The organism is Planctobacterium sp. AWM4_229 (assembly GCF_056160305.1).
In genome coordinates, this window is sequence record NZ_JBSWWX010000001.1 from 699,921 (window position 1) to 715,952 (window position 16,032).

21 protein-coding genes are annotated in these 16,032 nt (G+C 46.2%); 3 read left to right on the forward strand and 18 right to left on the reverse strand.

The genetic code is table 11. From position 1 onward, the window contains the following. The first annotated feature begins 106 nt into the window (after positions 1-106). Positions 107-355 carry a hypothetical protein gene (locus ACXAGP_RS03005; RefSeq protein WP_475259438.1) on the forward strand — a complete coding sequence of 83 codons (249 nt, stop codon included), beginning with the start codon at positions 107-109 and terminating at the stop codon, positions 353-355. Between the two features lie 5 nt (positions 356-360). On the opposite strand, the gene arsH is transcribed toward ACXAGP_RS03005, so the two are convergent. The 9 genes from arsH to miaE all read right to left on the reverse strand — a co-directional run bounded on the left by arsH (position 361) and on the right by miaE (position 5,988). Next, complete coding sequence (arsH, locus tag ACXAGP_RS03010; RefSeq protein WP_475259508.1) at positions 361-1,050, reverse strand: arsenical resistance protein ArsH; 690 nt, start codon at positions 1,048-1,050, stop codon at positions 361-363. Positions 1,051-1,097: 47 nt separating this feature from the next. Further along, positions 1,098-1,568, reverse strand: coding sequence for an arsenate reductase ArsC (locus ACXAGP_RS03015; RefSeq protein WP_475259439.1), 471 nt, complete (start codon positions 1,566-1,568; stop codon positions 1,098-1,100). Between the two features lie 11 nt (positions 1,569-1,579). Further along, positions 1,580-1,930, reverse strand: a complete 351-nt coding sequence (locus ACXAGP_RS03020; protein WP_475259440.1) for a metalloregulator ArsR/SmtB family transcription factor — start codon at positions 1,928-1,930, stop codon at positions 1,580-1,582. Positions 1,931-2,054: 124 nt separating this feature from the next. Next, complete coding sequence (locus tag ACXAGP_RS03025) at positions 2,055-2,570, reverse strand: MerR family transcriptional regulator (protein ID WP_475259441.1); 516 nt, start codon at positions 2,568-2,570, stop codon at positions 2,055-2,057. Further along, on the reverse strand, positions 2,563-2,982 hold the full coding sequence (locus tag ACXAGP_RS03030; RefSeq protein WP_475259442.1) for a hypothetical protein: 420 nt from the start codon (positions 2,980-2,982) through the stop codon (positions 2,563-2,565). The genes ACXAGP_RS03025 and ACXAGP_RS03030 overlap by 8 nt, the downstream gene beginning before the upstream one ends. Positions 2,983-3,041: 59 nt before the next feature. After that, positions 3,042-3,629: a YqaA family protein gene (locus ACXAGP_RS03035; RefSeq protein ID WP_475259443.1), complete on the reverse strand. Its 588-nt coding sequence runs from the start codon at positions 3,627-3,629 to the stop codon at positions 3,042-3,044. 3 nt (positions 3,630-3,632) lie between these two features. Further along, positions 3,633-4,559: a DUF808 domain-containing protein gene (locus ACXAGP_RS03040; RefSeq protein WP_475259444.1), complete on the reverse strand. Its 927-nt coding sequence runs from the start codon at positions 4,557-4,559 to the stop codon at positions 3,633-3,635. A 25-nt stretch (positions 4,560-4,584) separates the two neighbouring features. Next, positions 4,585-5,175: a DUF938 domain-containing protein gene (locus ACXAGP_RS03045; RefSeq protein ID WP_475259446.1), complete on the reverse strand. Its 591-nt coding sequence runs from the start codon at positions 5,173-5,175 to the stop codon at positions 4,585-4,587. Between the two features lie 24 nt (positions 5,176-5,199). Next, on the reverse strand, positions 5,200-5,988 hold the full coding sequence (gene miaE / locus ACXAGP_RS03050) for a tRNA isopentenyl-2-thiomethyl-A-37 hydroxylase MiaE (protein WP_475259447.1): 789 nt from the start codon (positions 5,986-5,988) through the stop codon (positions 5,200-5,202). 220 nt (positions 5,989-6,208) lie between these two features. Between miaE and ACXAGP_RS03055 the strand changes: the two genes are divergently transcribed. Next, positions 6,209-6,805: a Yip1 family protein gene (locus ACXAGP_RS03055; protein ID WP_475259448.1), complete on the forward strand. Its 597-nt coding sequence runs from the start codon at positions 6,209-6,211 to the stop codon at positions 6,803-6,805. A 63-nt stretch (positions 6,806-6,868) separates the two neighbouring features. On the opposite strand, the gene serB is transcribed toward ACXAGP_RS03055, so the two are convergent. Then, entirely contained in the window at positions 6,869-7,924 is a 1,056-nt protein-coding gene (gene serB, locus ACXAGP_RS03060) for a phosphoserine phosphatase SerB (protein WP_475259449.1), read from the reverse strand. A gap of 108 nt (positions 7,925-8,032) precedes the next feature. Between serB and ACXAGP_RS03065 the strand changes: the two genes are divergently transcribed. Continuing rightward, positions 8,033-8,611: a hypothetical protein gene (locus tag ACXAGP_RS03065; protein ID WP_475259450.1), complete on the forward strand. Its 579-nt coding sequence runs from the start codon at positions 8,033-8,035 to the stop codon at positions 8,609-8,611. On the opposite strand, the gene ACXAGP_RS03070 is transcribed toward ACXAGP_RS03065, so the two are convergent. The 8 genes from ACXAGP_RS03070 to ACXAGP_RS03105 form a co-directional block, all read right to left on the reverse strand. After that, entirely contained in the window at positions 8,608-9,378 is a 771-nt protein-coding gene (locus tag ACXAGP_RS03070; RefSeq protein WP_475259451.1) for a TatD family hydrolase, read from the reverse strand. The genes ACXAGP_RS03065 and ACXAGP_RS03070 overlap by 4 nt on opposite strands. 12 nt (positions 9,379-9,390) lie before the next feature. Then, positions 9,391-10,026, reverse strand: a complete 636-nt coding sequence (gene pdxH, locus ACXAGP_RS03075) for a pyridoxamine 5'-phosphate oxidase (protein WP_475259452.1) — start codon at positions 10,024-10,026, stop codon at positions 9,391-9,393. A gap of 12 nt (positions 10,027-10,038) precedes the next feature. Further along, the gene (gene era, locus ACXAGP_RS03080) at positions 10,039-10,914 is read right to left on the reverse strand and encodes a GTPase Era (protein WP_338294859.1); all 876 of its coding nucleotides are present in this window, start codon (positions 10,912-10,914) and stop codon (positions 10,039-10,041) included. Between the two features lie 13 nt (positions 10,915-10,927). Then, on the reverse strand, positions 10,928-11,608 hold the full coding sequence (rnc, locus tag ACXAGP_RS03085) for a ribonuclease III (RefSeq protein ID WP_475259453.1): 681 nt from the start codon (positions 11,606-11,608) through the stop codon (positions 10,928-10,930). After that, positions 11,609-12,523 carry a signal peptidase I gene (lepB, locus tag ACXAGP_RS03090; protein ID WP_475259454.1) on the reverse strand — a complete coding sequence of 305 codons (915 nt, stop codon included), beginning with the start codon at positions 12,521-12,523 and terminating at the stop codon, positions 11,609-11,611. Continuing rightward, entirely contained in the window at positions 12,524-14,320 is a 1,797-nt protein-coding gene (gene lepA, locus ACXAGP_RS03095) for a translation elongation factor 4 (RefSeq protein WP_475259455.1), read from the reverse strand. It abuts the gene before it with no gap. Positions 14,321-14,529: 209 nt separating this feature from the next. Further along, complete coding sequence (locus ACXAGP_RS03100; protein WP_475259456.1) at positions 14,530-15,000, reverse strand: SoxR reducing system RseC family protein; 471 nt, start codon at positions 14,998-15,000, stop codon at positions 14,530-14,532. 18 nt (positions 15,001-15,018) lie between these two features. Further along, the gene (locus ACXAGP_RS03105; protein WP_475259457.1) at positions 15,019-15,996 is read right to left on the reverse strand and encodes a MucB/RseB C-terminal domain-containing protein; all 978 of its coding nucleotides are present in this window, start codon (positions 15,994-15,996) and stop codon (positions 15,019-15,021) included. Between the last annotated feature and the right edge of the window lie 36 nt (positions 15,997-16,032).

Consider the following 16,032-nt stretch of genomic DNA (forward strand, 5'->3'; position numbering starts at 1 on the left):
CCCCAAACTATCTCACTCGGGTCCACAGCCTCTTTCTTAATTAATCCTTTAGAACTGCCGATAACATTATTACAGCGTTTTCTTAACTCTATGAGGGGATAGGCTGATGAAAATAATCACTAAGAGGCAGGCAAAAAAATACTATCTTGCTATCGCAAAGCAAGCCAGAAAGGTTTGCCAATTTGGCAGTTCGCTTTGGAAATTGTTTGTTAAGCTCATTGGCGAATGTGCCTTCAGAATAGTGCAACTGGGCCTGTTTGCGCTAATGCTAACCGCAATACTAAAAGCCCTGCTGCAACCGCTGATTAGGCCAGTGTTTTCTGCAAAATCCCGATTAAAAACCAGCGGCCACTAACAAAACTACTCCGAACGCTGATTAACCCGTTGCATCAACTTTTCAGCCGACTCCACTCGCTCGGAATATCGATCTACGAAATAGTCTTTGTTGCCTCGCAGTAACAGAGTGAACTTCATCAACTCTTCCATGACATCCACAATGCGATTGTAATAGCCCGACGGCTTCATGCGGTCGTTGTCATCAAATTCCAGAAATGCTTTTGCCACCGAAGACTGATTGGGAATGGTCACCATGCGCATCCAACGACCTAACTGGCGTAGCTGCTGCACCACGTTGAAAGACTGCGAACCACCACATACTTGCATTACCGCCAGGGTTTTACCCTGAGTCGGGCGCACAGCTCCGAGTGATAGCGGTACCCAGTCAATCTGGCTTTTGAAAATAGAAGTCATTGAGCCATGGCGTTCCGGCGAGCACCACACCTGCCCTTCTGACCAGGTCATCAACTCCCGCAATTCTTGCACCTTGGGATGATCGGCATCTTCAGTATCTGTTTGCGGCAATCCTTGTGGATCAAAGATTTTCACCTGCGCCCCAAAATGGGCCAGAATGCGAGCGCACTCAGCAATTACCAGGCGACTGAAAGAACGCTCCCGCAACGAACCATGCAACAACAAAAAGCGCGGTGGGTGCGCAAGAGCAACAGGTTGGCACTTTTCAAACGTGGGAATATCTATCTGAGACAAATCCATGTTGGGTAAACTGTTATCCTTAATTTCAACGGTCTTGTCGTTCAAAACTATCGCGCTCCAAGTTCCGCCAGTTGGTTAATGAGAGTTTTCTGATCAGGCTTTGACCTTGCAATATCCACCAGGGCTTGAACCCGTGTTTTGATCTGTTCAATACAGTCCAGAAACGCCTGTTTCTTTTGTTCATCGGAGCCTTGTAACTTGGACGGATCCGCAAGTCCCCAGTGCACTTTAGCGGATTTGCCAAACCACAAAGGACAGATTTCGCCAGCAGCCGAATCACAAACAGTGACCACCAAATCCGGTGCAAAGTCTTCGAATTCATCCCAGGATTGACTCTGCAAACCATCCACGGCATAGCCCGTTTCCTGTAGGTATTGCAGCGACAAGGGGTGCACTTCGCCAGCGGGTTGACTACCCGCGCTACGAGCGTCAATTATACCTTGAGCATGATGATTGGTGATCGCCTCAGAGAGAATGCTGCGGCAACGATTGTGAGTGCAGATATAGAGTATTTTCATAAATTTTCCAGTTAGCAAGGGCCGGGTTGAGCTTGCAGACGTGCCAGGGCGTCTTGATAAAAATTCAGGTTATCCTGTGCTGACAATTCCAGAACCTGTTTCGCCCATAGGGGCAGTTGTGGATGAATCTTGTAGAACACCCATTTTCCACGACGTTCATCCAGTACAATTTGACACTTTCTCAAGTCAGCAAGATGACGAGAAATTTTTGGCTGTTCCAACTGCAGGGCTCGCATCAGATCGCAGACGCAAGCCTCCCCGGTTTCCTGAATAAGCAACAGAGACTTTAACCGGGTGTCATCGGCAAGGCATTTATAAAAAGAAAGTGGGCTCATACTCAACAGATAAACTTCATGACACATTCGAAATTTCACATATGTGAATATTCATATATGTGAGCACAAAGGTCAATCACCATTTGTTGTTTTTACTATCTGGAGTAAAAAACCTGAAGATCAGCCTTGGTAATGAATCAGCAGAGACAAGTTATCTGGAACGAGCTTTGATTTGCCTAATCTCGTCTTCTTCAATACCTAAGCTTCGTAAAAAGCGGGTATGCCCTTCTGGCTGAGCCCGTTCAAATGCCTGATGCCACAACCACATATCATCATCAGTCATCCCTGACTCACGTAAGATTGCTACCCACTGCTGTTTAGACATGATGTAGTCAGGTGCCATCATTTGCGGCGCTTGCAACAAATTAAGCACTCGTTGCTGCTGTTGTTTTAGTTGAGTTATCTGCTCAGCCAGAAAGTGAAAATGGGACTGTAGCAGCGCTGCGCTATCACTACTGGATTGTAAAAGCCTTTTGATCTTATCAAGGCCTATCCCGGCATCACGGTAATCACATATTTGTTTCAATCTGGCTCGGTCACCCTCGCTATACTGGCGATACCCAACGGCAGAGCGCCCCGACGGAGACAACAATCCGAGTTTGTCGTAGTGCAGCAGCGTGCCTCGGGATAATCCAAACTGTTTGGCCAGTTTTCCTATGCTATACATACCACTCCGGCTTTGATTTATCGGGTTCAGCAATGTTCACTCGCGCCCAATCAGTAGCCAATAATGACTCTGAATAATGGCGATGCACCAGCTTTTGACTGTTTTCCAGCAAATCGTTATTGGTAGCCAGAAAATCTGACCAGTTAATGCAGGCCTGTTCAGTCATACGCCAGGCGATTTCCTTCACCATAAACCAGCTCAGAGTTTTATGATACTTTTGCGCGGCCCCCAAGGACGTGGCATACCGTTTAATACCATCCAGAATGCGTTGCATTGCAACCTCTTGCTCAAAGCGCTGCAACTGTAGAAAGGCCAACTTCAAGTGCCCAATATGGTCAAACTGTTCAGCAGGTAGCGTGCAGTCCTCTAGCTGGGTAATAAATAACATCTCTTGTGGGCTTAGTTTTAGCATCAGCATCATCTCCTCATCAGTTAACGACGGGCAGTATCAACTGTACAGTGATGATCAGGTCAAGCGGCAAACTGATAGTAAATAAAACCCAATAGTGCCAGAGTAAAAAAGCCTGCCACTTGATATTTATAGCGTTTTATCACGCGCCCTGCAGCGGGCCCTACATAATATACCAGCAAAGCCAAACCGAAATAACGCGCTCCTCTGGCGATAATGGCAGCCAGTAGAAACAACAGAAATGGATATTGCGCAATGCCCGCTCCAAGCATTGCCACCTGAAACGGAATGGGGGTTACCCCAACGGCAAGTATATAGATAAAACCCTGTGATTCGATTTCACCAATCACTTGCTCAAAAGTCTCCTGCGAACCAAACAGGCTGTATAACTGTGTGGCCCATTGCTCATAAAACAGTGCGCCCACAAAATAGCCCGTTACCGCTCCCAGCAAACAGCCCAACAATGCACAGGCTGCCAACCACCAGATTTTATCGCGATTGTGGTGCATCAGCGGAATCAAAATGGCTTCCAAAGGGATTGGGATAATGATGGATTCTAGAAATGACAGTAATGTCAAAACCGGAAAAACCACTCTTGAATGGGCCAGTTCAAGTAGCTTATCAGCGAGCGATTGTTTAACTTTTTGCATCAACTATGACTTTGCTCTTAGTTTGCTGGCTGCGTTTAAAAGTAATAAACACAACCCGCCGGCAATAACGCCTACCAGCAGCGAATTCAGCAAGGAGACAAGCCCTTGCCATAAGGCTCCAGAACCAATAATGTCTGCAGCCATAGCAAGTAGTGTTTCTTCAAAATGATGTAAAACAGGAATATCGTGTACCAAAATTCCGCCCCCCACCAAAAACATGGCAAGGGTGCCAATCACCGAAAGTGACTTCATTAAAAACGGGGCAAAAGATAACAAAAACTGACCGAGGCGCTTTTTAAAACTATTACCTGTTTCCAGCAGGTATAGTCCTAAATCATCGAGCTTGACGATACCGGCCACTAAACCATACACGCCCACGGTAAAGGCCACCGCTAATCCGCTTAAAACCAGTATTTGATTGAGCATTGGTGAGGCTTGAACACTGCCCAATACAATAACGATGATTTCTGCTGACAGGATAAAATCGGTGCGAATAGCCCCTTTGATCTTTTGCTTTTCCAGCTTCTCTAAATCGGCGTCGTTGGCTTTAACCTGATTGAGAAAATCTTGCGCTTCTTGCTCAGCTTGCTGTTTGTGAAACAGCTTATGAAAGACTTTTTCGAAGCCTTCAAAACACAAATAGAGTCCACCGATCACCAACAAAATAATGATTAACGGTGGATAGATAGCACTAATTAAAAGTGCCGATGGCACTAAGATGAGTTTATTGAGAAAAGAACCTTTAGCAACCGCCCATACTACGGGAAGTTCACGGTCTGCTTTAACACCAGAGACTTGTTCAGCGTTCAGTGCTAGGTCATCACCTAACACCCCCGCTGTTTTCTTGGCAGCCACTTTCGACATTACTGCAACATCGTCGAGAATGGTGGCGATGTCATCTATCAACGCTAATAAGCTACTGGCAGCCATGGTATTTTCCTGTGATAAAGAGTGATTATTGTTTATGCCATACCAACATCAAGTTGTTGGCTGGCATAGTGATAACTTCTGAAAGCTGCAAGCCCGATACCGCCACCCAATCGCACAATTCATCAATATCACGATAACCGCCATAACCTTCTGACAGTAAATGCTGATGAAATGCCTGGTTACTTTCACTACTAAATTCCCCTTTTTCCATAAAGGGGCCGTATTGGCAAAACACGCCTCCCGAAGGCAGGTGTTGCGCTACCAGTGACATTAATAATTGTACCTCGCTTTTTTGCATAATATGGGCAGTATTAGCAGTATAGACGGCATCAAAATCCCCTTCTGGCCAGGGATCAGTACCAATGCGCAAGCTGACGGGTAACTTCAGGTTTCGTGCGTTCGTGTCCTGAATCCAGGCAATAATGCTATCGTGGTTTTGTATAACATCTGAGGTTTGCCAAAACAGATGCGGCAGTTGTGGCGCAAAATAGCTGGCGTGTTGTCCTGTGCCGGAGCCAATCTCCAACAGCAGCTGACTGTCTTTTAGCAATCGCTGTAACTGCTCGAGTATGGGTAAACGATTGTTCTCACAAGACTGACTAAATCGTTTTTGCATCTTCTATAGATCCCCGAAGTGAGGTTAAACCGCTACAGAGGTTAGCGCACCTGCAGGTACACCGCTATGAAATTTAAAATCTTCATCAGGTGAAGCAATTAATTCCGCCTCGATCTTGCCAAAATAAGCCACTTTTTCAGAGATATCGCCCCCGGCAATTTCTTCTGCAAGCGTCAGATAATCCTGGTAATGACGGGCCTCAGAGCGAAGCAGTGATACGTAAAACTCTCCGAGTCTTGGAGCAACATGGGGGGCGAGTTTAGCAAAGCGTTCACAAGAGCGAGCTTCGATATAGGCACCACAAATCAGCTTATCAATAAAAGCATCCGGCTCGTGATTTTTGGTATGAGACAGCATGCCTTTGGCGTAGCGACTGGAGCTGATGTAATCGTATTCAAAGCCCATCTCATAAATGATTTCCAGCACCTGATAAAAGTGATGCAACTCTTCTTTGATAAGCAATACCATTTTCTCTATCAAGGCCTGACTGTAGGGTTTATCTCCTCTTGGGATCATGGACTTATTCAGCCTATTGTGCTCTGCAAGCACTCGCCAATCCCCTTGCTTGCGATAGGTAAAATCTTCAAAGGGTCTCAACCAGTTGAGTAAATCCTGGGTGCTTTCTGGATCAACGGCGTATTTGCGGATCAATAACATCGCCGACTGCGCGGCTTTTAACTCACACACAAGGTGGTCCAACAAAACAGTTTTTAAATTTTCCGGCTTGATGGCTTCATCCAGCCAGGCTTGTGGTGTTTCGCATTGCAGAAAGCATTGAATGGGAGCAAGCAGCTCCTGATATTTTTCTAACATGGTGTTCAATAAGAGGAATGTGTTGTGTTTGAAAAAGGATGCCAATGGCTGGCGCAACTTTACCCTATGGACAGTACAAATACCAGATCCAAGCATGGGTCAAAATAATTCACTACAAAATTGGCTTTTCAGAATAAATCTGTTGACGATTCACAATAAACCGATGAAAATTGAATCAACTGTTAACATTTTGTTAACCTGATAATAACAAGGGGTTAAAATGGTACTAAATCATTTATGGGGCATTTACGCGCATCCTAAAGAAGAATGGCACACCATCGAAAAACGCCACGAAAGCTATCGATTTAGCCTTTCACATATTGCAATCATTACCATCATTCCAGCCATCATGGCATGGTTTTCTGCTGCAAAGTTGGGTTGGAGTATTGGTGTCGGAGAGCGCATATTCCTGAATTCGTCAGAAGCCGTGATCATGGCGTTTATCATTTATAGCGTGTTACTGGCAGGCATATTTGGTTTAACTTACATCATTCATTACATGGGTAAACACTACGATTCCAACCCAAGTTGGGCACAATCACTAGAGCTGGCGTCTTATACCGCAACCCCTTTGTTTATGTCAGGATTAGCGGCCTTTTATCCTGAATTGTGGTTCTTCAGTTTTGTTGCCATGGGCGCACTGGCCTACTCTATCTATTTACTCTATGTCGGTACGCCAATTATTATGCGCATTCCGGTAGAAGAAGGTTTTGTTTATGCCAGCTCTATCGTGACTGCAGCCATCCTGCTATTGGTAGCTACCATGATTGCCACAATAATCGCCTGGGGATGGTTGTTCCACCCGATATATAGTTAATATATCGGATATTTCGGAACCTAAACAAAAAAGGCACCTGATGGTGCCTTTTTATCGCAAAAACTAATCTAAAAATTCCAGCAAAGTATCCAATCCGCCAAATCGAATTGCCACCGATGCCTTCTCTCCTACTACTGGCTTGGCGTGATAGGCCACACCGAATGCAGCTTCTGCCATCATCACCAGGTCGTTTGCGCCATCCCCCACGGCAATGGTTTGTGATGCGGGCACATTGTATTGCTCTGCCAGGCGTTTAAGGGTTGCGGCTTTGGCATTGGCATCGATTACCTCGCCAATGACCTTGCCAGTTAATTTACCATCAGCCACTTCCAGTACATTGGACACGGCCTCACACAGATTAAGTCGCTCTTTTAGGTAATCTGCAAAGAAGGTAAAGCCACCGGATGCGATAGCAATCTTCCATTGATGTTGCTGCATCACACGCACTAATGTGGATAATCCAGGCATAAGCGGTAGACGGTCACGGATGCCTTGCAATAGCGTCACATCAACTCCTTGCAAACAGGCTACGCGATTGTACAAGCTCTCTTTAAAATCCAGTTTACCTTGCATGGCCAGCTCGGTAATTTCCGCCACTTTATCTCCGAGTCCTGCCAGCTTCGCTATTTCGTCGATGCACTCTACGGCAATGAGTGTGCTGTCCATGTCCATCACCATCAAACCACCCTCTTGTAGCTTTGGTGGTTGTTGCACAAGGGCAAGTTCAACATGTAAACGATTGGCAAGTTGGGCAATTTTTGAATTCAAGCTATTCTCAAATTCATTGCTCAAACGCGCTTTAGCTACGATCCCTTCACCACTGACCTTTGCGGACACTTGCCAGGATTGAATATCCAATTCCGCAAACTCAGTAGTGATTTGCTGGAGTTTCTCCAGGTTCAGGCCTTCACCCAATACCACCAACTTACTCAGTGTCTCGCTTGTTTGCGCTTTAACGTCCGTCTCTGATAATGGAAGCACAGTGGAATCAATAGTGTTTTGCGATTCAAACAGCAATTCTCTGGGCGAGAGTTTGTAGATGGTGCTGTTGGCGTTTGCCAGGGTTTCTAACAAGCTAAAATCAAGAAATTGCTGCGCGGTCAAATTGGCCAGATACAATGTTTTCGGTCCCGGATAAGTTTTTGCTAAATTCTACTCTTTTATGAGGTTTATGATACTCTGAAATTCAGAATTATCGGGAATATCTCATAAAGCGATTAACAAACTATGGCGCTGGTTGAAATACTGACGGAACAACAACGCAAAAAACGAGGCTGGAAGCGGGTTTTTAATCTGTTGCTTGTGGTATCTCTGCTGATTGTGGTTGTTTATCTGTACGTCGTTGAGCAGCATTACCAAATCAGTAAATGGCATAGCTGGGTGGACAATAGTGGTCAGCAATTCACTGCGCAATATAGCACCATTCTCGGTGACGTTTTAGCCAATCATGATGCCAGCAGACTTGAGCCCATTATTAGCAATATCTCACAGCAACCTGGAGTGCTTGAAGTTGTACTATTTTCACCCGATGGTCAGGCAATCAACAACGATACCTGGCTTACCAGTCAACACCTGCTCTACAACTATCGAGATTCATCGCCGCAAATCTATGTTGAGGAACTTTGGGCCAATGAACAATTGCAAGGTTACTTAAGGGTTACCCTCAACCGCCAACACCTGATACAAACATTAATGCCAGTGGTTCAGGCCAGTTACCGCCCCTTTATTATTGCCGGTTTTCTTTTATTGATATTGGGTATCTTAATGGGGCGACGAATTGCCCTGTGGCACTACAAAAACCGTTAAACCGCTGTTAAAAACAGCTCGTTAAAGTTATTTGTTGTTTGCGAGCTTATAGTGTCTAAGTCCAAGTCTAACTGCTGAGCCAGAGCTTCCGCAACCAATAGCACTTTTTCCGGTTCGTTACGCTGCCCTTGATAGCCAGAAAGGGGCATTGTGGGGGCATCGGTTTCTAACACTAAATGCTGAAGACCAACGGCTTTGATGGCTTTTTTGGTTTTCTCAGAGCGCTCATAGGTAATGGTGCCACCTATGCCCAATTTGAAGCCCAGCTGCACATAGGACTGAGCCACATGAGCACTGCCAGAAAAGGCATGAATTACTCCTTTCACCCGAGGATAAGCTTTTAAAATTCGAATAGTATCGTTATGGGATTTTCTATGATGCACAATAACCGGCAATGAGAATTGCTGCGCCATTTCCAGCTGTTGCTCGAAGACACTCATCTGCACTTTCGGCTCGATAGCGATGGCAAAGTCCAACCCAATCTCCCCCAGGGCCACACATTTTGTGTCATCGCGACTTGCATGCAATGCGTCTTGCAACAATGACAGCTGGTGCTGGTGATCTGAAGTTAAAAACCAAGGGTGCAGGCCCAAACCGTAATAGACATCATTATAATGTTGCGCAATAGTTTGAACGCGCGAAAAGTAACGAGCTTCCGTGCCTGGAATGAGCAATGCTGTTAAGCCCTTTTGTCTGGCGGCTTGCCACACAACCTCTCTGTCGCAGTCAAACTCGGGAAAATCCAGATGGCAATGGCTGTCAATCACAAGGCTATCCGCCTAAGGCATCAAGCGCTGTTTAGTCCACTGTCCTTGGGTCTGTGAGAAACTAATGCGGTTATGTAATCGGTCTGGGCCCCCCTGCCAGAACTCGATTTCATGAGGAATAACCCGAAATCCGCCCCAGAATTTTGGTAGCGTCAAGTTACCTTGGGAAAAGCGCTGGCGGGTTTCCTCTAATTTTTGCAATAACATTTGTCGCGATGAAACGGGACGGCTCTGAGCAGAAGCCCAGGCGGCCAATTGACTGCCTTTGGGGCGGCTAAGGAAATATTTTGTGGCCTCGGCAACGGAAACCCGCTCTGCCTCACCACAAATTTTCACCTGGCGCTCCATATAGTGCCAGGGAAAGTGCAGGCTAATTTTGTTGTTGTGTTCCAGTTCGCTGGCTTTGCGGCTTTCCAGGTTTGTGTAAAATACAAAACCGCCCTGACTTACGTCTTTGAGCAGCACAATGCGTTGTGAAGGTTGGCCAGAACGGTCCACTGTTGCCACCGTCATGGCGGTAGGATCGGGGATACCAGCGTCAATGGCACTTTGTAACCAATCATCAAATATTTGAAAGGGATCATCACCCAGCTCGCTTAAATCTGATTGATGGTTACAGTAATCTCTTCGAATATCTGCCAAAGACATAGTTTATGTATCCTATAAGTCGTCGTACCCCAAGCTGCGCAGCGCCCTGTCATCATCTGACCAATTGGATTTAACCTTAACCCACAACTCCAGGAATACTTTGGTATCAAACAGATTTTCCATATCCTGGCGGGCTTCGACACCAATGCGTTTCAACTGTGCGCCACCCTTGCCGATGATCATGGGCTTTTGGGAATCGCGCTCTACCAGGATTAATCCGTTGATTTGAAACACGCCGTTTTCGGCCATTTTAAACTGTTCTATTTCTACGGTAACCGAGTAAGGAAGTTCATCTCCGGTAAATCGCATTAATTTTTCCCGAATGATCTCAGCGGCCATAAAGCGCTGAGAGCGATCGGTGATATAGTCTTCAGGAAAGTAATGCTCAGATTCAGGTAAGGTCTGGAAAATTTCTCGGCGCAATTCTTCAACTGCAGTGCCTTGTTTGGCAGAAACCGGAATAATCTTTTCGAACTTGTACTTTTCCACCAGTACTTTGAAATGCGGCAGTAACTCGTCTTTGTCTTTGATTTTGTCAGTTTTATTGATCACTAACCAACAAGGTACAAAAGCGTGTTTGATTTTATCCAGCACCAGTTCGTCTTCTTCGGTCCAGCGGGTACCTTCCACCACAAACAGTACCAGGCCCACATCGCCCAAAGAGCTGCTGGCGGCACGGTTCATCATGCGATTAATCGCTCGCTTCTCATCCTTGTGCAGTCCCGGAGTATCTACGTAGATAGCCTGCTTATTATCCTCAGTATCAATCCCCATAATACGATGGCGAGTGGTTTGAGGCTTGCGCGACGTGATACTGATCTTCTGACCTAAGATTTTATTCAGCAGTGTAGATTTACCGACATTAGGGCGACCAACGATAGCCACCATGCCGCAATGAGCATTATTCAATTTCTAATTTCCTGATCACTTTTTGGGCGGCATCTTGTTCCGCTTTGCGCCTGCTGGCCCCTTCACCTTCCACCAGATAGTTTAGCTCTTGCACTTTACAGCTAACAAAAAAGCGCTGGTTGTGGGACTTACCTTTGATTTGCGTTACTTCGTATTCAGGCAAAGGTAAATGTTTCGCCTGCAAATATTCCTGCAGACGCGTCTTGTTGTCCTTGGGATGATAATTGGGGTCCAGTTTAGCCAGCTTGCTTTCCAGCCACGCCAATACAACGGTTTCCGATTGGGTCATACCGGCTTCCAGGTAAATCGCACCAATCAGCGCCTCAACGGCATCAGATAAAATGGAGTCCCGCGCAAAACCGCCGCTTTTCAGTTCCCCGGGTCCAAGCAGGATCACCTCGCCCAAATCCATCTGCCGAGCGATATCGGCCAGGGTTTCCCCCTTCACCAAGGAGGAGCGCATACGGGTTAGTTTACCTTCCGGCTGCTCCGGAAAACGGTTGTACAAGTACTTGGCGACAATGAATCCTAGTATCGAATCGCCAAGATATTCCAGGCGCTCGTTGTGGGTATTGCCGGCACTGCGATGAGTTAGCGCTTGGGTTAACAGGGCTCGGTCCTGGAATTGATAACCAAGGCGTTTAGTGAGTTGATTAAAACGGATATCATCCATTTACTGAATACCACCAACCCGTGAAAATCTCACCCCAGTGGGTACAAAGCCAGGCAACCAGCTGTCTTCTTCACGCTCGAATTCAAAGCTTATCCAAATGGCAACTGCTTTACCCACCAGGTTTTCTTCTGGCACGAATCCCCAGAAACGACTATCGCGGCTGTTATCGCGGTTATCGCCTAAGACAAAATACTGACCTTCTGGCACCAGCCACTCGTTAATGGCGGTTCCGGGCTGATCATAATAAGCCATTTCCATCGCGGGTCTGTCAGGATTTTGCAGTATCTGGTGGGAGTGCTCACCAAAGGATTCAGTAAATTTATTCAAACGGCTGAAATGGAATGCAAATTCGTTGTTGTTTTCAAACTTAAGATCGATGGGTTTTAAAGGACAGACATCCCCCTCTGGACACGCTTTCTGAATATAAACCCGCTTATTGCGATATACCACGCGATCACCGGGTAAACCCACCACTCGCTTGATGTAATCAATCATGGGATCTTCCGGATATTTAAATACCACAATATCGCCACGCTCGGGTTTGCCCACATCAAAAAACTGCTTACGAGCCACCGGATCTTTCAGCCCGTAAGTAAATTTTTCCACCAGGATAAAATCCCCCACTAACAGTGTTGGCATCATTGAACCTGATGGGATCTGGAATGGTTCATATAAGAATGAGCGCAGCACCAGTACAAAGGCAATTACCGGAAATATCTGCTGTGCGGTATCCACAACGGATGGAATTGGCGCGATTTGCTTCAGCGTTTCATCATCAATCGCATTACTGGTATTGGCTCTGGCAATCGCCAGTTTTTCCTTGCGCTTGGGCGCCCACAAGAGCGCATCGGCTAACCAAATAAGACCACTGGCCACGGTTAGCACTACCAAAAATATCGAAAAGTAATTGGCCATTTAACTGTCCACCTTGAGTACGGCTAAAAACGCATCTTGTGGCAATTCCACATTGCCCACTTGCTTCATGCGCTTTTTCCCTTCTTTTTGTTTTTGTAGAAGTTTCTTCTTACGACTCACGTCACCACCATAACACTTTGCGGTTACGTTCTTACGCAGCTGCTTGACAGTGCTACGCGCCACAATGTGGTTACCTATCGCCGCCTGAATGGCAATGTCGAACATTTGTCTTGGGATCAGCTCTTTGAGCTTATCCACCAGATCTCGACCGCGATACTGGGCATTGTCTTTATGGGTGATAATGGCCAAGGCATCAACGCGTTCAGCATTAACCAAAATATCCAGGCGCACCATGTCCGCTTCCTGAAAACGTTTAAAATTGTAGTCCAGCGAGGCAAAACCGCGACTGGTGGATTTCAATCGGTCGAAAAAGTCTAGTACCACTTCAGCCATGGGCAGATCATAAGTTACAGCCACCTGATTACCATGATAGACCATGTTAGTTTGCATGCCGCGTTTTTCCACACACAAGGTAATGACGTTACCCAGATATTCTTGTGGTACCAGGATATTGGCTTCTACGATTGGCTCGCGAATGCTTTGTATATCGTTAACTGCTGGCAGCTTGGAGGGGTTATCTACCTTGACGGTTTCACCTTTAGTGGTTTCGACTTCGTAGATTACCGTAGGTGCCGTCGTGATCAGATCCAGATCGTATTCGCGTTCCAGACGTTCCTGAATGATTTCCATGTGCAGCATGCCGAGGAAGCCAATACGGAAACCAAAACCCAGAGCTGTTGAACTCTCGGGCTCATAATACAAAGATGCATCATTAAGGCTAAGTTTCGCCAGTGCGTCGCGGAAATCTTCATAATCGTCAGAGCTGATGGGAAATACACCCGCATAAACCTGAGGTTTAACCTTTTTAAAGCCAGGTAATGCAACGTCTGATGGATTTTTCGCCAATGTGATGGTATCTCCCACTGGCGCACCGTGGATCTCTTTAATACCCGCTACCACAAAACCTACTTCGCCAGTTTTTAACACGCCGGTATCAGTGGCCTTTGGCGTAAATATCCCAACCCGGTCTAACTGGTGAGTCTGACCGTTGGACATGATTTGAACCTTGTCACCTTTTTTCAGTTCACCGCTCACCACTCTGACCAGCGATACCACACCTTGGTAGTTGTCGAACCAGGAATCCACAATAAGGGCTTTCAGCGGGCCATCGGTATCTCCCTCAGGCGGTGGAATTTGATTAACAATGACTTCCAGTACTTCGTCAATGCCGATGCCTGTTTTTGCGGAACAGCGCACCGCATTCATGGCCTCGATACCCACGATGTCTTCAATTTCTTGTGCGACTTTTTCGGGGTCCGCTTGCGGCAAATCAATTTTATTCAGTACCGGCACTACTTCCATGTCCATTTCAATGGCGGTGTAACAGTTAGCCAATGTCTGAGCTTCTACGCCCTGCCCGGCATCCACCACCAACAAGGCACCTTCACAAGCAGCCAACGACCGAGACACTTCATAGGTGAAATCCACGTGTCCTGGGGTATCGATGAAGTTTAGCTGATAGGTTTCCCCGTCTTTGGCGGTGTAATTCAGCGTTACACTTTGTGCTTTGATGGTGATACCACGCTCTCTTTCGAGATCCATGGAATCCAAAACCTGTTCGGCCATTTCACGCTCAGTCAGGCCACCGCAGTGTTGAATTAAGCGGTCGGATAATGTGGATTTGCCGTGATCGATGTGGGCAATGATGGAAAAGTTACGAATATGCTTTAACTGCATTGAATAAAATACTACCTACAAATAAACGTCGGATTTCGGGGAGTTTTACACTTGATTGGCTACTCTCTACCCGAAAAAAGTCAATATGGATTTTTTCAGGCGGCGATTTTACTAATTTCCGTCAAGGAAAGCGAATTTAACCGCGTATATTGCGTAAATAATCGTGTCAATTTTGAACAAATTACTGTTTTGACGGTGAGATTTGAATGCTAATGCGCAGAAACGAACTTAACCGGTGTTTCATCTTGCTCAAAGACTTGCAAAATCTCAGGTTCAGTCAGTTCAAAGTGATGCTGCTGAATTAAAAAGCGCAGCAGTGGAAACCACAATGCCGTTGCACCTGCACTGCTAGCCACCAGCACAAGCTCTGAAACACCTGGTATGAACGAGCTAGTTACCGAGGCCACCAGCACCAAAATGAGAATTGGCACAAAGTAGATTGCAAAAGCGAGTTTAAGCAATAGCGCATCTGGCAAGCCTATTTTTATTTTTTGCCCAACATGCAATGCCAGATTAGATTTTAAGCGCAAATTTTCCGGTTTAGGAGCCAGGTAACGTGCCAATAAACCGGTACCGCAATGACTACTTTGCTCACAACCATCGCAGGTGTTTTTGATTTTGGTAGACACCTCGACGAAACCGTTTTTGCAATCTACCACTGTGGCAATTTCTTCCTGCACCTTTATTCTCGCTCTACATTAACGGGCAGGACCGACGGAAGCGGCAATGCGATTCGCCGTTTCAGGCGGAATTTTTCCTATTACCGTCACCATTATATTGCCATTGGTGAGAGACAATAAGGTATCTGAGCCATGTCGCAACCAGCCACCATCTTGCACCGCGCCTTCGTCTTTACTGATATAGACCGAGACATCCACCAAACCATCACTGAGCATCACATATTCTACAACATCGCGGGAGGAGCTAAGCCGACGGCGATCCTTTTGAGTGATTTCCATGCCTGTAGGGATAAAGTTTAGCTGCCAGGAAAACTGCAACTGGTTGTTATCCGGTAAAGATGAAATCTCTGGCAGGCGAGATTGTTCAATTTTATCGAAGTACTCGTCGGGCTCGTCAGTGACTTCCAAAGACGTCACTTGCAGCTGTTCCAACAAATCACCTTGAGCATTGTTAACATCCATTTTCAACAACAATCCGGTTTCCTGATCTAGCCACAAGGTGGTGTTATAGCGACTGCCATCTTCACTAACGATACGTATTTGCTGTGCCGCTCTGCCTGATATTCGCGTGCGTCCGACCACAACGAAGCTATAAGCCTCGGCGAGTTCTATGGGTGACTCAAAAAAGGTCAAGGGAACCGGGCCATTAATGTGGCTGGATTGCAAACTAAAAGGCACGCTATTAGGTTCAAAAAAACTCACTTTATCGCCAATGCGGAAAATCTCACTACCGGGCCCATTGAGCTGACTAAGATGCTCCATCGATATACCATCTACTAGTCCATGGCGCCAGGTATAGGGACGAGTTTCGGCATTACCCCGAGTCACCACAAAGGAAATGGTGAAATTTAATTCGTGTAAGGCATCTCGAAACTTTTGTAACCAAACCTCAGCGCTATTGGCGGGATAGCTTACCCCGTCAATCACCTTTCCTTGCAAGGCAAAACCGGGTAGAGAAAATAACAGTGCACACAACACCAGCACTCGTAAAAACATCTAAACTCCAAAAACGAAAAAGGCCGAGAAACTCGG